The organism is Phocaeicola sp. RTP21359st1_B8_RTP21360_211022 (assembly GCF_040911965.1).
GTDB classification, from domain to species: domain Bacteria; phylum Bacteroidota; class Bacteroidia; order Bacteroidales; family Bacteroidaceae; genus Phocaeicola; species Phocaeicola vulgatus.
On record NZ_JBDFXP010000019.1, the window covers coordinates 1 to 20,191 of the forward strand.

General features: G+C 46.7%; 13 protein-coding genes. 11 read left to right on the forward strand and 2 right to left on the reverse strand.

Translation table 11 applies throughout. The features are described from left to right. Positions 1-441 precede the first annotated feature (441 nt). The 11 genes from dapF to AB5062_RS11445 all read left to right on the forward strand — a co-directional run bounded on the left by dapF (position 442) and on the right by AB5062_RS11445 (position 18,670). Positions 442-1,284, forward strand: a complete 843-nt coding sequence (dapF, locus tag AB5062_RS11395; protein WP_032953718.1) for a diaminopimelate epimerase — start codon at positions 442-444, stop codon at positions 1,282-1,284. A 46-nt stretch (positions 1,285-1,330) separates the two neighbouring features. Next, entirely contained in the window at positions 1,331-2,560 is a 1,230-nt protein-coding gene (locus AB5062_RS11400; protein WP_032953717.1) for an LL-diaminopimelate aminotransferase, read from the forward strand. A 118-nt stretch (positions 2,561-2,678) separates the two neighbouring features. Continuing rightward, positions 2,679-3,404: a hypothetical protein gene (locus AB5062_RS11405; RefSeq protein ID WP_032953716.1), complete on the forward strand. Its 726-nt coding sequence runs from the start codon at positions 2,679-2,681 to the stop codon at positions 3,402-3,404. 117 nt (positions 3,405-3,521) lie between these two features. Beyond that, positions 3,522-3,878: a P-II family nitrogen regulator gene (locus AB5062_RS11410; protein ID WP_005839640.1), complete on the forward strand. Its 357-nt coding sequence runs from the start codon at positions 3,522-3,524 to the stop codon at positions 3,876-3,878. A 75-nt stretch (positions 3,879-3,953) separates the two neighbouring features. Continuing rightward, on the forward strand, positions 3,954-5,357 hold the full coding sequence (locus tag AB5062_RS11415) for an ammonium transporter (RefSeq protein WP_032953715.1): 1,404 nt from the start codon (positions 3,954-3,956) through the stop codon (positions 5,355-5,357). Between the two features lie 57 nt (positions 5,358-5,414). Further along, positions 5,415-7,604, forward strand: coding sequence for a glutamine synthetase III (locus AB5062_RS11420; RefSeq protein WP_032945364.1), 2,190 nt, complete (start codon positions 5,415-5,417; stop codon positions 7,602-7,604). 313 nt (positions 7,605-7,917) lie between these two features. Beyond that, the gene (gene glmS, locus AB5062_RS11425) at positions 7,918-9,762 is read left to right on the forward strand and encodes a glutamine--fructose-6-phosphate transaminase (isomerizing) (RefSeq protein WP_195508364.1); all 1,845 of its coding nucleotides are present in this window, start codon (positions 7,918-7,920) and stop codon (positions 9,760-9,762) included. A 158-nt stretch (positions 9,763-9,920) separates the two neighbouring features. Beyond that, positions 9,921-11,804: an amidophosphoribosyltransferase gene (locus AB5062_RS11430; RefSeq protein WP_005839648.1), complete on the forward strand. Its 1,884-nt coding sequence runs from the start codon at positions 9,921-9,923 to the stop codon at positions 11,802-11,804. Positions 11,805-11,829: 25 nt separating this feature from the next. After that, positions 11,830-12,906, forward strand: a complete 1,077-nt coding sequence (carA, locus tag AB5062_RS11435; RefSeq protein ID WP_005839651.1) for a glutamine-hydrolyzing carbamoyl-phosphate synthase small subunit — start codon at positions 11,830-11,832, stop codon at positions 12,904-12,906. A 23-nt stretch (positions 12,907-12,929) separates the two neighbouring features. Continuing rightward, entirely contained in the window at positions 12,930-16,157 is a 3,228-nt protein-coding gene (gene carB, locus AB5062_RS11440; RefSeq protein WP_005851444.1) for a carbamoyl-phosphate synthase (glutamine-hydrolyzing) large subunit, read from the forward strand. A 167-nt stretch (positions 16,158-16,324) separates the two neighbouring features. Continuing rightward, complete coding sequence (locus AB5062_RS11445) at positions 16,325-18,670, forward strand: PAS domain-containing protein (RefSeq protein ID WP_005839654.1); 2,346 nt, start codon at positions 16,325-16,327, stop codon at positions 18,668-18,670. Positions 18,671-18,910: 240 nt separating this feature from the next. On the opposite strand, the gene AB5062_RS11450 is transcribed toward AB5062_RS11445, so the two are convergent. Continuing rightward, positions 18,911-19,354, reverse strand: a complete 444-nt coding sequence (locus AB5062_RS11450) for an Hsp20/alpha crystallin family protein (RefSeq protein WP_005839658.1) — start codon at positions 19,352-19,354, stop codon at positions 18,911-18,913. A 264-nt stretch (positions 19,355-19,618) separates the two neighbouring features. Beyond that, positions 19,619-20,077 (reverse strand): hypothetical protein, encoded by a 459-nt coding sequence (locus tag AB5062_RS11455; RefSeq protein WP_005839660.1) that lies wholly within the window; start codon positions 20,075-20,077, stop codon positions 19,619-19,621. Positions 20,078-20,191: the final 114 nt, after the last annotated feature.

The following is a 20,191-nucleotide window of genomic DNA, read 5'->3' on the forward strand; positions in this document are numbered from 1 at the left end:
TGGACGGTGGTTCGGGCAGACAAATATGTAAAAGTCCATTCCATTGGGAATATATGAAATGATAATCCTCAATCATATCACAAAATGTTTATTTATAGAACGGGATGACGGATAGAACACGGACTTTTTTACTTTACCTGTCATTGGGTTTGCAAGTACAAATTTAAATTTTAAGTCCGTGTTTGTCCGCCGACCGGATATAATAATGGGAATATTACATTCCCCAATCATATAACGACCTATTTACTTACAATTCAAAACTATCTTCCCTTGTTTTGATGTAATTTGAAAGATAAAACAAATATTTCGGTTTCTATTTGTTATTAGAATGAAAATAAATAAGAAAATAGAAACGATTATATCTTATAAAATATCAAAAAGATATATATTTGCACAGAATTAAAAGCAAAAGGAAACTACAATAAATAAGTATTAATCAAAATGGCAACAACTATCAAGTTTACCAAGATGCAAGGAACCGGCAATGATTATATCTATGTAAATACCTTGTCTTCTCCGCTGCAAGATCCGATAAAAGCCGCCAGAAAATGGAGCGCTTATCATACCGGTATCGGTGCAGACGGTCTGGTACTGATTGGAGCATCCGAGAAAGCGGATTTCAGTATGCGTATATTCAATGCAGACGGCTCCGAAGCCATGATGTGTGGAAACGCCTCGCGCTGCATAGGCAAATATGTATACGAGAAAGGATTGACGGATAAGGAGGTGATCACACTGGAAACCCTTTCGGGAATCAAAATCCTGAAACTTCATACAGGCAACGGGGTGGTGAAGGATGTAACCGTAGATATGGGTACACCCCTGCTATCAAACCCCGGACAGATAGCTATGAAAACCGGTGGAATGCTGGCAGAAACTATCCTGGCCGATGGAAAAGAATACAAAGGAACATTCGTCTGCATGGGAAATCCGCATGTTGTCATTTTCGTAGATGATATAAAAGAGGTGGATTTGCCGGCGGTTGGTCCGAAACTGGAAAATCATCCGCTTTTTCCTGAGCGGACCAATGTGGAATTTGTAGAAATATTGCCGGACCAATCCCTACGGATGAGAGTGTGGGAAAGAGGTTCGGGCATCACAATGGCTTGCGGAACAGGAGCCTGCGCCACCGCCGTGGCAGCCGTACTGAACCATAAAGCCGGACGAAAATCGTGGGTAAGGATGGACGGAGGCGATCTCCACATCCATTGGAACGAGAAAGACGGACATGTATACATGACCGGTCCGGCCGGAAAGGTTTTCGAAGGCGAAATAGAGATGTGATACTGATTTTGAAAAACTTAAAACAACGATAAAAACAATAACAACGATGGCACTAGTAAACGAACATTTTTTAAAACTACCAAACAATTACTTGTTTTCGGACATTGCCAAAAAGGTAAATGCATTCAAAGTCTCTCATCCCAAAACGGACCTTATCCGTCTGGGTATCGGAGATGTAACCCGCCCGCTGCCTCAAACTTCCATCGAAGCCATGCATAAGGCAGTAGACGAGCTGGCAAACAAAGAGACATTCCACGGTTACGGTCCCGAACAAGGTTATGATTTCCTGATAGATGCCGTCATCAGGAACGATTACGCTCCGCGCGGCGTCTATCTGGAACCCGGCGAAGTCTTTATCAGTGACGGCGCCAAGAGCGATACGGGAAATATCGGAGACATCCTTCGCCACGACAACAGCATCGGCGTGACAGACCCCATCTACCCTGTATACATTGACTCGAACGTAATGTGCGGCCGCGCCGGGATACTGGAAGACGGGCGATGGAGCAACGTGGTATACTTGCCTTGCCTGAGCGAGAATAATTTCGTACCCGAAATCCCCGACCGCAGGATAGATATCCTATACCTCTGCTATCCCAATAACCCTACGGGGACGGTCATTAGCAAGGCCGAACTGAAAAAATGGGTGAACTATGCATTGGAAAATGATACCCTCATCCTTTACGATGCTGCCTACGAGGCCTACATACAAGACCCGGACATTCCTCACTCCATTTATGAGATAAAAGGAGCGAAGAAAGTAGCGATAGAATTTCGCAGTTTCTCGAAGACGGCCGGATTCACCGGGGTGCGTTGCGGATACACCGTCGTACCGAAAGAACTCACAGCCGCCACGCTGGAAGGAGAGCGCATTCCGCTGAACCGGATGTGGAACCGCCGCCAGTGCACCAAGTTCAACGGGACATCCTATATCACCCAGCGTGGTGCCGAAGCGATCTATACCCCCGAGGGCAAAAAGCAAGTGAAAGCCATCATACAGTATTATATGGCTAACGCCCGCATAATGAAAGAAGCTTTGGAAAGTACAGGACTCAAAGTTTTCGGCGGAGAGAACGCCCCCTACCTGTGGGTGAAGGCGCCGGGAGAGGTAAGCTCGTGGAAATTCTTTGAACAGATGCTGTATGAAGCCAATGTAGTGGGCACGCCGGGAGTAGGCTTCGGCCCCAGTGGTGAAGGGTATATCCGCTTGACCGCTTTCGGAGAGCGGGCGGATTGCGAAGAAGCCATGAAAAGGATCAGAAAATGGTTGCTCTGAGCACAGTACATGACAACACCTTGAAGCACTTTGTGCTTGCATCGGACTTACATCAATCAAGCCAATAGTTATATAAAATATGACATACTCACTATTATTAATTAAAAGGTAAAAAGCTATGAAGATGAATTTTGAGGAAACGGTATTGCTATTAGGCATGTCCATGACAGTGCCGGCAACGAGCATCGCTCAAGACAAGGTGGAAGCCAGCGTAGGAGCTGACTTGGTAAGCGGCTATATTTGGCGCGGACAGGATTTGGGAGGCGTAAGCATACAGCCGTCATTGTCCGTAGCCTACAAAGGGTTTTCGCTCGGTGCATGGGGATCCGCAGGCATTGAGTTCGCTGATACGAAAGAACTGGACCTGACGCTGGGCTACTGCACCGGCGGTTTCAGCATTTCGGTGACAGACTACTGGTTCAATGGCGGTCCCGGTTATTTCCACTATGGCACGCACCATACCAGCCATGTATTCGAAGCGCAGATAGGCTACGATTTCGGTTCGCTGGCAGTGAACTGGTACACCAACTTTGCAGGTGCCGACGGGGTGAACAAGGACGGCGACCGGGCTTACTCCTCTTACATATCACTCGCCGCCCCCTTCAAACTGGCAGGCCTGGACTGGACGGCAGAAATAGGAGCCACGCCATGGGCCAATGACTTCTATAACGTCTCCGCAGATCCGGAATGCAGCGGTTCGGACGGATTCGCCGTATGCGACATCAGCCTTGGGGCATCCAAGGAAATCAAGATTACAGACTCATTCTCAGTCCCCGCCTTCGCCAAGGTGACGGTGAATCCGCGCACCGAAGGGGCCTATTTCGTATTCGGACTGAGTTTCTGACAGGAAGTGCAGAAAATGCAGATACAATAACAAATTCAGACATAACGACACAATAGAGAGAGGTATCAGTTTTTAAAAAGGTAAAAAGATTGGAACATATAAATTACAAGTACAACAATGAAGAAAATTGAGGCTATTATCCGTAAGACCAAGTTCGAGGACGTAAAGGACGCGTTGCTCGAAGCCGACATCGAATGGTTTTCCTACTACGATGTAAGAGGCATTGGCAAAGCACGCCAGGGACGTATCTACCGTGGCGTGGTGTATGATACCAGTTCGATTGAAAGAATTCTGGTTTCCATCGTGGTGCGCGAAAAGAATGTGGAGAAAACAGTGCAAGCCATCATCAAGGCGGCGCACACCGGCGAGATAGGCGACGGACGTATTTTCGTCATCCCCATTGAAGATGCCGTCCGCATACGCACGGGCGAGCGGGGTGACATAGCCCTGTATAATGCAGAACAGGAAAAATAAGCGCAAGCTACTTCCCTTTACCGGCAAAGGTAAAGTCGAGAATAAAACAATACTACAACGTAAACGAGAAAAATTATGGATACAACGAAAAGAAAAGGCATAGACAGACTATGCCCGAAGGGACTTCTTATACTCTTATTTATGCTCCCCGCCGGCCTTTGGGCGCAAGATGCAGGCGTGGCAGCCACCACCGCGGCGCCCGATGCAACCGCCGGGGCCTTGGGCGAACTTGCTACCGGACTCAACACCGTATGGATGCTACTTGCCGCCATGCTGGTATTCTTCATGCAACCGGGATTTGCCTTGGTAGAAGCCGGGTTCATCCGTACCAAGAACACGGCCAACGTGCTGATGAAAAATCTGGTAGACTTCATGTTCGGCTCCATCCTGTTCTGGTTCATCGGCTTCGGGCTGATGTTCGGCATAGGCGGTTTTGTGGGCGCCCCCCATTTTTTCAACTTGGAGGCGATGGACAAAATCATCGACAACGGATTGCCCATCGAAGGCTTCCTGATTTTCCAGACTGTATTCTGCGCCACGGCGGCCACCATCGTGTCCGGTGCCATGGCAGAACGTACCAAGTTCTCCATGTATCTGGTCTATACTGTCTTTATCAGCGTACTCATTTATCCGGTTTCCGGCCACTGGACCTGGGGCGGCGGATGGCTGATGAACGGAGACGAAAACTCCTTTATGATGAGGACGTTCGGCACTACTTTCCATGACTTTGCCGGCTCTACGGTGGTTCACTCCGTAGGCGGATGGATTGCCCTGGTGGGCGCCGCCATTCTGGGACCGCGTATTGGCAAATACGGGAAAGACGGTAAATCAAGGGCCATCCCCGGTCATAGTTTGACGCTTGCCTGCCTGGGCGTGTTTATCCTTTGGTTCGGCTGGTTCGGGTTCAACCCCGGTTCGCAGTTGGCAGCGGCAACAAGTGGAGACCAGACAGCCATTTCGCATGTGTTCCTCACCACCAACCTGGCAGCTTGTGCAGGAGGTTTCTTCGCACTGGTGGCGAGTTGGATGAAGTATGGCAAACCTTCCTTGTCGCTCACGCTGAACGGTGTGCTGGCAGGACTGGTGGGCATCACGGCGGGATGTGACCTGGTATCGCCTTTCGGGTCTGTACTTATCGGTGCCATTTGCGGCGTGGTAATGATATTTGCAGTCGACTTTATCGACCATGTGCTGAAAATTGACGACCCCGTAGGCGCATCGTCCGTACACGGTGTTTGCGGTTGCCTGGGAACGATCCTTACAGGACTCTTCGCCACAGAAGAGGGGCTGTTCTATGGCGGCGGCAGCAGCTTCCTGCTGGCACAGCTCTTCGGCGCGGCCGTGGTAGGAGCGTGGGCGGCAGGCATGGGCTTCATTGTCTTTAAAGTGCTGGACAAGATACATGGCTTGCGTGTTCCGAAACGCATTGAAGAGGAAGGACTCGATATCTACGAGCATGGCGAGTCGGCATACAATTAATCACAAAAGTTTTTTCCATTCATTCTACTAATCAACAACTAAACAAATTTAGGTATTATGTCAAAATTAAGATTCAGAGTAGTCGAAACGGCTTTCAAGAAGAAAGCAGCAACGGTGGAGACACCAGCCGAAAGGCCCAGTGAATATTTCGCCAAATACGTTTTCAACCGCGAGAAAATGTTCAAGTATCTGCCCGGCGCCGTCTATGCCAAACTGACGGACGCCATGGACAACGGCGCCCCCCTGGAGCGTGCCATAGCCGACGAAGTGGCGGCAGGCATGAAACGCTGGGCAACCGAGCTAGGTGTAACCCACTACACCCACTGGTTCCAACCCCTGACGGAAGGCACAGCCGAAAAGCACGACGCCTTTGTGGAACACGACGGCAAGGGTGGAATGATGGAAGAATTCTCCGGCAAGCTCCTCGTACAGCAGGAGCCCGATGCTTCCAGCTTCCCCAACGGCGGCATCCGAAACACCTTCGAGGCACGCGGCTACAGTGCATGGGACCCCTCATCGCCTGTCTTCGTGGTGGACGACACCCTGTGCATCCCTACCGTTTTCATTGCTTACACCGGCGAGTCGCTGGACTACAAAACGCCACTGCTGAAAGCCTTGAGTGCTGTGGGCAAAGCCGCCGTGGACGTGTGCCGTTACTTCAACCCGGAAGTGAAGAAAGTGGTGGCCTACTTGGGCTGGGAACAGGAATACTTCCTGGTAGACGAAGGACTGTATGCCGCCCGTCCCGACCTGCTGCTGACCGGGCGCACCCTGATGGGACACGAAGCCAGCAAGAACCAGCAATTGGAAGACCATTACTTCGGAGCCATCCCCACCCGTGTGGCTGCCTTTATGAAAGACCTTGAAATACAGGCGCTGGAACTGGGCATACCCGTCAAGACCCGCCATAACGAAGTGGCTCCCAACCAATTTGAGCTGGCTCCCATTTTCGAAGAATGCAACCTGGCGGTAGACCATAACATGCTTCTCATGTCGCTCATGCGCAAGGTGGCGCGGAGCCACGGCTTCCGCCTGTTGCTGCACGAAAAACCCTTCAAAGGCGTCAACGGCTCGGGGAAGCATAACAACTGGTCACTGGGTACAGACACCGGCGTCCTGCTGATGGCTCCGGGCAAGACCGCCGAAGACAATCTGCGCTTCATCACCTTCATAGTCAACACCCTGATGGCGGTATACCACCACAACGGTTTGCTGAAAGCCTCTATCATGAGTGCCACCAACGCCCATCGCCTGGGAGCCAACGAAGCGCCGCCCGCCATCATTTCTTCTTTCCTGGGCAAACAGCTCACGCAAGTGCTGGACCATATAGAAGAAAGCGGCAACGATGACCTTGTCTCACTGGCAGGCAAACAGGGAATGAAGCTGGACATCCCGCAAATTCCCGAACTGCTGATTGACAATACCGACCGCAACCGCACTTCGCCGTTCGCCTTCACCGGCAATCGCTTCGAATTCCGCGCCGTAGGCTCGGAGGCAAACTGTGCCAGTGCCATGATTGCGCTCAACGCGGCCGTTGCCGAACAACTTGCCCGGTTCAAGCAGGACGTGGACGCGCTCATCGAAAAGGGTGAACCGAAAATCTCCGCCATCATCGAAATTATCCGCCGCTACATCAAGGAGTGCAAGCCTGTCCGTTTTGACGGCAACGGCTACTCGGACGAATGGAAGGCGGAGGCCGCCCACCGGGGTCTGGACTGCGAAACGAGCTGCCCGCTCATTTTCGACAACTACTTGAAGCCCGCGAGCATCGCCATGTTCGAATCCACCGGCGTGATGACCCGCAAGGAGCTGGAGGCGCGCAATGAAGTGAAATGGGAAACTTACACAAAGAAAATCCAGATCGAGGCGCGCGTGCTGGGCGACCTGGCGATGAACCACATCATCCCCGTAGCCACCGAATACCAAAGCAAGCTGATAAACAATGTGTATAAAATGAAAGAGCTCTTCCCGGCGGAAAAAGCATCCCAACTGTCGGCCGAGAACATGAAACTTATCGAAGAGATTGCCCGGCGAACCATTTTCATCACCGAGCATGTAAATGCCATGGTGGAGGCGCGAAAAGTGGCGAACAAAATAGAGAGCGAGCGCGAAAAGGCCATTGCCTATCACGATACCATCGCCCCGATGCTGGAAGAGATACGTTATCATATTGACAAGCTGGAGCTGATCGTAGACAACCAGATGTGGACATTACCTAAATATCGTGAATTGCTTTTTATTAGATAATCACTGCATAAAGGTTATCTATTTCTTTTGTTGGTTGTTTTAAGTTTGCGGAGAGGGGCGTCGGGATGACGGTCCTCTTTACACATTACCCTTCTTGCTTGCTTACTGTCTTTCAAATCGTAACTAAAACCACAACAGACAATATCATACTGTAAGTTTTCATATTTATTAAAAAAACGAATAAAATATTTCTTTTCGATTTTTATTCTTACTTTTTTATCGCTTTCGTCAATTATTTATGGTTTTTTATTGCATTTATGTTAATTGATATTTGTATCTTTGCAGTCGAATCAGAACATATACTTAGTAGATTATGTGTGGAATAGTAGGCTATATTGGAAAACGAGATGCTTACCCTGTTCTCATAAAAGGCCTGAAGCGGTTGGAATACCGGGGCTATGATAGCGCAGGAGTCGCATTGATAGACAAAAAAAGGAGGTTGAACGTTTATAAAACGAAAGGAAAGGTTTCAGACCTAGAGGCTTTTGTTTCCCCAAAAGACGTTTCCGGTACAATTGGTATTGCCCACACCCGATGGGCCACCCACGGAGAGCCTTGTCAGGCTAACGCTCATCCTCATTTTTCTTCTTCAAAGAATCTAGCTCTTATCCACAATGGTATTATTGAAAACTACGCTACCCTGAAAGAAAAGCTACAAAAAAAAGGGTTCATCTTTAAAAGTAGTACAGATACCGAAGTTCTCGTACAGTTAATTGAATTTTTCCAACTTTCCAACCATTTAGATTTACTTACTGCCGTTCAGTTGGCTCTGCATGAGGTGATTGGCGCATACGCTATAGCGGTGCTCGACAAGAATAATCCCGATGAGATTATTGCAGCACGCAAAAGCAGTCCGCTGGTGGTAGGGATAGGGAAGGATGAATTCTTTCTGGCTTCGGATGCTACTCCGATTGTAGAGTATACGGATAAAGTGGTGTATCTGCAAGATGGGGAGATAGCGGTGATTCGCAGAGACAAGGCATTGGAAGTCGTCAATCTGGACAACGTGCTTCAAAATCCCGAAGTACGTACGGTGGAAATGAATCTGGGACAACTGGAGAAAGGGGGATACCCGCATTTCATGTTGAAGGAGATATTCGAACAACCCGATTGTATTAACGACTGTATGCGTGGACGCATCAATGCGGACGGTGATAAAGTAGTACTGTCGGCGGTTATTGATCATAAGGAACGTTTGCTCAAGGCTCGTCGCTTTGTAATTGTGGCTTGCGGAACTTCGTGGCATGCCGGATTGATAGGGAAACAACTGATAGAAAGTTTCTGCCGTATTCCGGTAGAAGTGGAATATGCCTCCGAGTTCCGCTATCGTGATCCGGTGATTCATGAAGACGATGTGGTAATAGCTATCTCGCAATCGGGTGAAACGGCCGATACATTGGCTGCCATAGAACTGGCGAAAGAGAAAGGAGCTTTTATCTATGGTATATGCAATGCGGTAGGTTCATCCATTCCGCGCATTACAGATACCGGTTCTTATATTCATGTAGGACCGGAAATAGGAGTGGCGTCCACCAAGGCATTTACCGGACAGGTAACCGTGCTTACCATGCTGGCGCTGACACTGGCAAAAGAGAAAGGGAGTATGGCAGATGAGAAATACCTGGAAGTGATCCGGGAATTGACTGTGATTCCGGCTAAAATAAAAAAGATATTGATCAGTAATCCTAAAATAGCGGAACTGTCGCGTATTTTCACCTATGCACATAATTTCCTCTATTTGGGGCGGGGGTACAGTTTCCCGGTAGCTTTGGAAGGCGCGTTAAAGTTGAAGGAGATATCTTATATTCACGCTGAAGGCTATCCCGCCGCTGAGATGAAACATGGACCTATCGCATTGATTGATGCCGAAATGCCTGTTGTGGTGGTAGCTACGCATAATGCGATGTATGAAAAGATAATGAGTAACATACAGGAAATCAAGGCGCGCAAGGGAAAAGTAATCGCTTTGGTCACAGAAGGAGATACGGTAATCAGTAAGTTGGCCGATGATTGCATTGAGTTGCCCGAAACATTAGAGTGCCTCGAACCGTTGATAGCTACGGTCCCCTTACAGTTATTGGCCTACCATGTAGCCATTTGCAAAGGGAAGAATGTGGATCAGCCACGAAATCTGGCGAAGTCGGTAACAGTAGAATAGAAGGCAATGCTGCCGGAGATTATGCAGGAAGTTTCCGGCATAATTCTTGAAAGATGTACCGTAAGTTTGGAAAAATGACAGAAGGTCTTGTCATACCTTTGGGATGTTTTTATAAGAATCTGAAAATGAACTATTAATTTAAGTAGTAAAGAGAGAGCATGGAACCGTTAAAGCATGAATGTGGAGTCGCTATGATACGACTGCTGAAACCGCTGGAATATTATCAGGAAAAGTATGGAACCTGGATGTATGGCTTGAACAAGCTGTATCTGCTGATGGAAAAACAACACAACCGCGGACAGGAAGGCGCCGGGTTGGCCTGTGTCAAACTGGAGGCCAATCCCGGTGAAGAATATATGTTCCGTGAAAGAGCTTTAGGTTCAGGGGCGATAACAGAGATATTCGGTACGGTGCAAAATCATTTCAAGGATTTGGCGCCTGAACAATTGCATGATGCCGGATACGCCAAGAAATGCCTTCCCTTTGCCGGAGAGGTATATATGGGGCATTTGCGTTATTCCACTACCGGAAAAAGCGGTATCTCCTACGTGCATCCGTTCTTGCGCCGTAACAACTGGCGTGCCAAGAATTTGGCGTTGTGCGGCAATTTCAACATGACCAATGTGGATGAGATTTTCGCACGTATCACTGCCGACGGCCAGCATCCGCGTAAATATGCCGACACATATATTATGCTGGAACAAGTGGGGCACCGTTTGGATCGCGAGGTGGAGCGCCTCTATGTGGAATGTGAGAAGGAAGGTCTGAAAGGCATGGATATCACTCACGCTATAGAAGACCGCATTGATCTGGGCAATGTCCTCAAAACTTCGAGCAAGGAGTGGGATGGAGGCTATGTGATCTGCGGTATGACCGGTAGCGGTGAGTCTTTTGCGGTGCGCGATCCGTGGGGCATTCGTCCGGCTTTCTGGTACATGGACGATGAAATCATGGTATTGGCATCCGAGCGCCCTGTCATTCAGACTGCCTTGAATGTATCTGCCGGAAGCATCAATGAATTGCAACCGGGACAGGCTATCCTTATAAGCAAGACTGGAAAGATGCGTCTGGCACAGATCAACCGGGCGAAAGAGAAGAAAGCCTGTTCCTTCGAACGTATCTATTTCAGCCGGGGAAGTGACATGGATATTTATAAAGAAAGAAAACAGCTGGGCGAAAAACTGGTGAATCCTATTTTGAAAGCGGTAGACTATGATGTGGAGCATACCGTATTCTCTTTTATACCCAATACGGCGGAAGTGGCTTTCTATGGACTGCTGGAAGGATTCGACAATTATCTGAATGAACTGAAAGTAAAGAAGATAGAGGCTTTGGGGCATCATCCCAATCACGAGGAACTGGAAAAAATCCTGTCCTGGCGTATCCGTAGCGAGAAAGTAGCCATCAAGGATATCAAGCTGCGTACCTTTATCGCCGAAGGCAACAGTCGGAATGATTTGGCTGCCCATGTGTATGATATCACTTATGGAAGCCTTGTGCCTCATGTGGATAATCTGGTGATTATTGATGACAGCATCGTCCGGGGAACTACGTTAAGACAGAGCATTATCGGCATCCTCGACCGCCTGCATCCGAAGAAAATCGTCATTGTTTCTTCTTCGCCACAGGTGCGTTATCCTGATTATTATGGTATTGATATGGCCAGTATGGATCAGTTTATCGCTTTCAAGGCTGCTATCGATTTATTGAAAGAACGGGATATGAAAGATGTGATAGCCCGTGCTTACAACAAATCGAAAGACCAGGTGGGGTTACCCAAAGAGCAGATGGTGAATTATGTGAAAGAAATTTATGCCCCTTTCACTAATGAGGAGATTGCGGCAAAAATGGTGGAACTTCTCACTCCGAAGGGTACGCAGGCGAAAGTGGAAATCGTTTATCAGACACTGGAAGGATTGCATGAAGCGTGTCCCAACCATACGGGCGACTGGTATTTCAGTGGGGATTATCCTACTCCGGGTGGAGTGAAGCTGGTGAACCAGGCGTTTATAGACTATATAGAAAAAGTTTATCAATTCTAAAGAACAACCATTCAAGATAGATTAGATGAGAAATGTAACATTGATCCTCGACGACGGGAGCCGTTTCCCGGGCAAGTCGTTCGGTTATGAGAAACCGGTAGCCGGCGAAGTGGTGTTTAATACCGCTATGACCGGTTATCCTGAGAGTTTGACAGACCCTTCATATGCGGGGCAGCTGATGACCTTAACTTATCCGTTGGTCGGTAACTACGGGGTACCTCCCTTTACTATCGAACCCAATGGCTTGGCTACTTTTATGGAAAGTGAACGTATCCATGCCGAAGCGATTATTGTAAGTGATTACAGTGAAGAATACAGTCACTGGAATGCGAAAGAAAGTCTGGCCGACTGGCTGAAGCGTGAGCAAGTGCCGGGCATTACAGGCATCGATACCCGTGAACTGACCAAAGTTCTTCGCGAACATGGGGTAATGATGGGGAAAATCGTATTTGATGATGAACCCGGCAATGTGCCCGAAGCAATGTATGCAGGTATCAATTATGTAGATAAAGTATCGTGTAAGGAAGTGATTCGTTACAATGAAGGTGCCGGTAAGAAAAAAGTGGTGTTGGTGGATTGTGGTGTAAAGACAAATATTATCCGTTGCTTACTGAAACGGGATGTGGAAGTGATCCGTGTCCCTTGGAACCATGACTTTACAGGGATGGAGTATGACGGATTGTTTATTTCGAACGGTCCGGGTGATCCGGATACTTGCGATGAGGCGGTACAGCATATCCGCAAGGCGATGAGCCTGAGCGACAAGCCTATCTTCGGCATTTGTATGGGGAATCAGTTGCTTTCCAAAGCAGGAGGTGCCACCATCTATAAATTGAAATACGGTCATCGCAGCCATAACCAACCGGTGCGCATGATAGGAACGGAACGTTGTTTCATTACCAGTCAGAACCACGGTTATGCGGTAGATAATAATACATTGGGAACCGATTGGGAACCGCTGTTCATCAATATGAATGACGGTTCCAACGAGGGTATCAGGCATAAAACCAAACCTTGGTTCTCGGCACAGTTCCATCCGGAAGCTGCATCGGGACCTACGGATACCGAGTTCCTGTTTGATGAGTTTGTGAAGTTGTTATAAACCGTGTATTAAAAAGAACAAGTATGAAAGACGAAATAAAGAAAGTATTGTTATTAGGTTCCGGTGCCTTGAAGATTGGCGAGGCCGGAGAATTTGACTATTCGGGTTCGCAAGCATTGAAAGCCTTGAAGGAGGAAGGGATTGAAACGGTTCTGATCAACCCGAACATCGCTACCGTGCAGACCAGCGAAGGGGTGGCAGACCAGATTTATTTCCTGCCCGTTACTCCTTATTTTGTAGAGAAGGTGATAGAAAAGGAACGTCCGGACGGCGTGCTCCTGTCTTTCGGCGGACAGACTGCCTTGAACTGTGGGGTGGCACTGTACAAAGCAGGTATCTTCGAAAAATACAATGTCCGTGTGTTGGGTACTCCTGTGCAGGCCATCATGGATACTGAAGACCGTGAATTGTTTGTAGAAAAACTGAATGAAATCAATGTCAAGACCATCAAGAGCGAAGCGGTGGAAAATCTGGAAGATGCCCGTCGCGCCGCTAAAGAATTAGGTTATCCGGTCATTATCCGTGCCGCCTATGCATTGGGTGGTTTGGGCTCAGGTTTCTGTGACAATGAAGAGGAACTGAATGTTCTGGCTGAAAAGGCCTTCTCTTTCTCGCCGCAGGTATTGGTGGAAAAGAGTTTGAAAGGCTGGAAGGAGGTGGAGTATGAAGTGGTCCGTGACCGTTATGATAACTGCATCACTGTATGTAACATGGAGAACTTCGACCCGCTGGGTATCCATACCGGCGAGTCTATCGTGATCGCCCCTTCGCAGACACTGACCAATGCCGAGTATCATAAACTTCGTGAACTGGCTATCCGTATCATCCGCCATATCGGCATTGTGGGCGAATGCAATGTACAGTATGCCTTCGATCCCGAATCGGAAGATTACCGTGTCATTGAGGTCAACGCCCGTCTTTCGCGTTCGTCTGCATTGGCTTCCAAGGCTACCGGCTATCCGTTGGCTTTCGTTGCCGCCAAATTAGGCTTGGGATATGGGTTGTTCGACTTGAAAAACTCGGTGACAAAGACCACCAGTGCCTTCTTCGAGCCTGCACTGGACTATGTGGTGTGCAAGATTCCCCGTTGGGACTTGGGCAAGTTCCACGGTGTGGACCGTGAACTGGGCTCGTCCATGAAATCGGTGGGCGAGGTGATGGCTATCGGACGTACTTTCGAAGAAGCCATTCAGAAAGGTTTGCGCATGATTGGTCAGGGAATGCATGGTTTCGTAGAGAATAAGGAATTGGTTATAGAAGACGTGGACAAAGCCCTTCGTGAGCCGACGGACAAACGTATTTTCGTGATCAGCAAAGCCATGCGTGCAGGTTACACGGTAGACCAGATTCATGAGCTGACCAAGATTGACAAATGGTTCTTGCAGAAATTGCAGCACATCATGGACACTTCTAAAGAGATGCACGAATGGGGCAATAACCACAAGCAGATTACCGATATGCCGGACGAATTGCTCCGCAAGGCGAAAGTGCAGGGATTCTCCGATTTCCAGATAGCCCGTGCCATTGGCTACGAAGGAGATATGGAAGACGGCATTCTGTATGTGCGTAATCATCGTAAGCAGGTGGGAATCCTTCCGGTGGTGAAACAAATCGATACTTTGGCGGCCGAGTACCCTGCACAGACCAACTATCTGTACTTGACGTATAGCGGTGTGGCCAATGATGTGAAGTACTTAGGCGACCATAAATCCATCGTGGTACTGGGTTCGGGTGCTTACCGCATCGGTTCGTCGGTGGAATTTGACTGGTGTGGCGTGCAGGCTTTGCAGACTATCCGTAAGGAGGGTTACCGCAGTGTCATGATTAATTATAATCCCGAAACGGTTTCTACCGACTATGATATGTGCGACCGTCTGTACTTTGACGAGCTGACTTTCGAGCGTGTGATGGATATTCTCGAACTGGAGAATCCTCACGGAGTCATTGTATCTACCGGTGGCCAGATTCCCAATAATCTGGCTCTCCGTCTGGATGCGCAAAATGTAAATATCCTCGGTACCAGTGCCAAGAGCATTGACAATGCCGAAGACCGGGATAAATTTTCGGCCATGCTGGACCGCATCGGAGTGGACCAGCCCGAATGGAGCGCATTGACTTCTATGGAAGACATCCATGCCTTTATTGACAAGGTAGGCTTCCCTGTTTTGGTACGTCCCTCGTATGTGCTGAGTGGTGCGGCCATGAATGTCTGCTCCAATCAAGAAGAGTTGGAACGCTTCCTGAAACTGGCTGCCAATGTATCGAAAAAGCATCCGGTAGTGGTGAGCCAGTTCATCGAGCACGCCAAGGAAGTGGAAATGGACGCTGTGGCTCAGAATGGTGAGATTGTGGCATATGCTATCAGTGAGCACATTGAGTATGCCGGAGTGCATTCGGGCGATGCCACTATCCAGTTCCCGCCGCAAAAGCTGTATGTGGAAACGGTGCGCCGCATCAAGCGCATCTCCCGTCAGATAGCCAAGGAATTGAATATCTCCGGTCCGTTCAATATCCAATATCTGGCAAAGGATAACGATATCAAGGTGATTGAATGTAACCTTCGTGCTTCACGCAGCTTCCCCTTTGTCAGCAAGGTGCTGAAAATTAATTTTATTGAACTGGCTACCAAAGTGATGCTCGGACTGCCGGTTGAGAAACCGAACAAGAATCTTTTCGAGTTGGATTATGTGGGTATTAAGGCCAGCCAGTTCTCTTTCAACCGTTTGCAGAAAGCCGATCCGGTATTGGGGGTAGACATGGCCTCTACCGGTGAAGTAGGCTGCATCGGTACGGATACTTCGTGTGCCGTATTGAAGGCGATGCTGTCTGTGGGGTATCGTATTCCGGAAAAGAGCGTGTTGCTTTCTACAGGTAATGCCAAGCAGAAAGCGGATACTTTGGAAGCGGCCCGTATGTTGCAGAAGAAAGGTTATAAACTTTATGCCACCGGAGGCTCATCCCACTTCCTGACCGAGAACGGGGTGGAAAATACCCGCGTGTATTGGCCCAGTGAGGAAGGGAAACCTCAGGCACTGGATATGTTGCATCGGAAAGAGATAGACATGGTAGTCAATATCCCGAAGAATCTGACAGCCGGGGAGTTGGACAATGGATATAAGATACGTCGTGCCGCTATCGACCTGAATGTGCCCTTGATAACCAATGCTCGTCTGGCAAGTGCGTTTATCAATGCTTTCTGTACCATGACGATAAACGATATCGCTATCAAGAGCTGGGCGGAATATAAATGATTTTAATGGCTGATGATATGTGGTTAATGGGGTGTGGCAACAGTGCACTCCATTAACTATTAATCAGTGACTTCTCTTTTATCGGAAAATAAATCACTATTCTTTCTGTGTTTACAAAAAGTTTTCTACTTTTGTCCAATTAGGAATCCTAAAGATATTCAAAACAAATGGATTGTGAACACAAGCTTAAAGTATTAGAGCAGGAAATTGAATCGTTGAAAGAGGAGAACAGGCTGCTGAAAGAAAAATTATCTTCTTCTGAAAAAAACTTTGATGGCGTTAGTTTCAAGGAGAAATATGCGGTAAGAATATTAGATTCCTTGCCGGATATGTTGACCGTTTTCAATCATGAGGAAATGGGGATAGAGGTGGTGTCTAATGAGGAAACAAATCATGTGGGTGTATCCAACAACGATTTTAAGGGGATGCGTATGCAGGATATGGTTCCTAAAGAGGCTTATCACAATATACATAATAATCTTCAGAAGGTTATTTCGACAGGTAGGGGTTCTACAGCCCATCATGAATTGGATGTGGACGGGACGCTTCATTATTATGAAAATCGTATTTTCCCCTTAGATGAAGAATATGTGTTGATAATGTGCCGTGATATTAGTGAAAGAGTTGCCACACAGCAGAATTTGGAAATATTTAAACGGATATTGGATAGGGTCAGTGATAGTATTCTGGCTGTATCGGCTGACGGAACCTTAGTCTACGCCAACCGGCAGTTTATTGAGGAATATGGAGTGAAAGGGGAATTAGGAACACAGAAAATCTATGATTTGCCTGTTTCCTTGAATACTAAAGAACAGTTTGATAAACGTGTTCAGGAGATTCGCGATAACGGAGGTAATTTTGCTTATCGTGCCAAATATACCCGTGTGGGAGAAACAAAACTTCGTGTTCATCAGGTTTCGGCCTTTATGATTCAAAATCAGGGCGAGGAAATGATTTGGTTCTTTACACAGGATATAACAGATGTTATCAAGAATCGTGATGAATTGCGTGAATTGAATTATCTGATGGATGCTATACTGAATAATATTCCTGTTTATTTGTTTGTGAAGGACCCTGAAGATGATTTCCGATATCTTTATTGGAATAAGGCGTTTGCCAGTCACTCTAAAATTCCTGCTTCCAAAGCGTTGGGGCGTACTGATTTTGAAGTATTTCCCGAATATGAGAATGCGGAGAAGTTTCATCGGGATGATTTGGAATTGATTCGTACCCGCGAACGTATGGAAATGCAGGAAACGTATGTGACGGCTACAGGAGAGCCCCGTATTGTGCAGACCTTGAAAACGTTGGTTCCTCTGGAAGGGAGGACACCGCTCATTATCGGTATTTCATGGGATATTACCAATATACAGAATATAGAGCAGGAATTGATATTCGCCCGTATCAAAGCCGAACAGTCCGACAGGTTGAAAACCGCTTTCCTTGCCAATATGAGCCATGAAATCCGTACTCCGCTGAATGCAATTGTGGGATTTTCGCATTTGATGACTATAGCGGATAACGCAGAGGATGAAAAACTTTATTCGGACATCATCAACCAGAATTCGGAAATATTGTTGCAATTAATCAATGACATACTTGATTTGGCAAAAATAGAGGCGGGTACATTGGAATACATCAGATATCCAATGGATTTGGGAGAATTGTGCCGTAATGTGTATGAGATGCATAAGGATCGGGTGCAGACTGGGGTTGTTTTGATATTAGACAATAAAGACACCAGCTTGATAATCAATGAAGATCAGAACCGAATTATGCAAGTTGTTACAAATTTGATAACCAATGCTATAAAATTTACTTTCAAAGGGGAAATCCGTTTTGGTTTTGAAGTGAGGGAGGAGTATATTGATTTTTATGTAAAAGATACGGGAATGGGTATCTCCGAGGAGAAGATTAAAATGATTTTTGAGCGTTTCGTGAAACTGAATACTTTTGTTCAGGGAACAGGTTTGGGGCTTGCGATTTGTAGGGTGATTGTAGAAAAACTAGGTGGAGAGATTACTGCGGAATCCAAACTGAATGAAGGTTCTACTTTTCGTTTTACGATTCCTTATAAGGCGGGTAAAAAAATTCCGGAATCCGGAAAGGCTATGAAGTGTCCGGAATCAGGGAGTACGGGACCGAGAAAAGTGTTGCAAAGAAGAACAGTACTGGTGGCGGAAGATGTAGACAGCAACTTTTTGCTGTTAAAGACATTGTTAGGGAAAAGATGTAATCTGCTATGGGCTAAGAATGGAGAGGATGCGGTGAATCAATTTAAAGAACATCAGCCCGACTTGATTTTGATGGATATCAAGATGCCCCATATGGATGGGCTGGAGGCTACGCGCCTGATTCGTTCTTATTCAAAAGAAGTGCCTATTGTCGCTTTGACTGCCTTTGCTTTTGAGTCCGACAAAGACAGGGCTATAGAAGCCGGATGCGATGATTTCCTGACTAAGCCGGTTTCACAAAATGCCTTGGAAAAAGTGTTGGATAAATATGTTAAGTAGACATTGGCGAGGTATAGTGCGTAAAGACAACAGGCAATATGGAACAGAACAGGGAAGGGAGGATGCAATGCGAAGATTATAGATCTTACCCCCGGAAGATTATAGATCTTACAGGTGAAAGATTTATATCTTTGGGTTGTAAGATTACGATGGACTCATAGGGAATAGAAACGGACTTTTATAAAAACAAAAGAGGAACTGCCTCTGCGGCAATCCCTCTTTTCTGAATTTGAGAGCATGTTATTTAACTTCGATAACCTTGGCTGCTTTTTCTTTGTCTTCCGGTGTACGTTTCGGCAGCTCGATAGTTAATACACCATCGTTTACTTTTGCATCAATTTTATCTTTATCTACATCATCAGGCAGAATCAATGTCTGTTGGAATTTAGAATAAGAGAATTCGCGACGCAAGTAACGGCTTTCTTTCTTGCCTTCTTTATCACCTTCGGTACTTTCTGTTTTCTTTTCCATAGAGATAACCAAGTCGTTGTCTTCGTTGATATGAATCTTGAAGTCTTCTTTGGTCATTCCCGGAGCGGCGACTTCTACTTTGTAGTCTTTGTCACTTTCAATAACATTGATGGCGGGAGCTGTTGCATTGGCTTTTACCATCCAGTCGTTATCAAAGAAATCATTAAAAATACTTGGTAACCATGTTTGGTTTGATCTTCTTACTGGCATCATAATCTTAATCTCCTATAGGTTTTGGTTAAACATTTTGTTTATTTCTGAATTCCTTCACCTTTCGGCTTTGTCATTCACTATCCATAATGCAAACCGCATACCATTAGTTCGATGATATGCGGTTTATATTGCACTCTTTTAAACCTATAAAGGTTTTCTTAAAGATTAAAACCTTTGCATTAAAAGTTGGTAAGCCTCTTTAAACATTTGATTGTCAAGGCTACTGCCAATTTGTAATTTTAGGGGGACAGATTGACAGTTGTTCTATATCAGCTTGAACCGCATACGGAAGATTCCGTCTTTATAGTCGTGGCTTATAATTTTAAATGTACCTATTTCGGACGTATTTTTCACGTGTTGACCTATACAGAGGCATTCGTCGTAATCGCCGACTTTTACAATCCGTACGGTTTCGGAAGCTTTTTCCGGTAAACGTTTCATGTCAAAGCGCCCTATAGCTTCCTCTTGAGAGATAAATTCCATTGTAACGGGCAAATTTCTTCGCAATACTTCGTTTACGGTGTTTTCTATTCTTATAATATCCGCTTCTTCCGGACAGGTTTGCAGCGCAAAATCCAGCTTGCTTTTTTTGCGTTCTATATGGGCGGATATTGCCCGTCCGCATCCGAAAAGATTGACCATTGTCCTGTTTATGACATGCTCTGTAGTATGCATGGGAGGGTATTCCTGTTTATTATGGTCGTTGAGTGATGGTTGTTCCATAGTTATTTTATTTTTGTTCTGATTTTGATGGGATATTAAAATCCGTTCAAAGATAAATTATTCTTTTGTAATAAGGAAGCAGAGAGGAAATGATTGCTTTTGTATTATTATAAA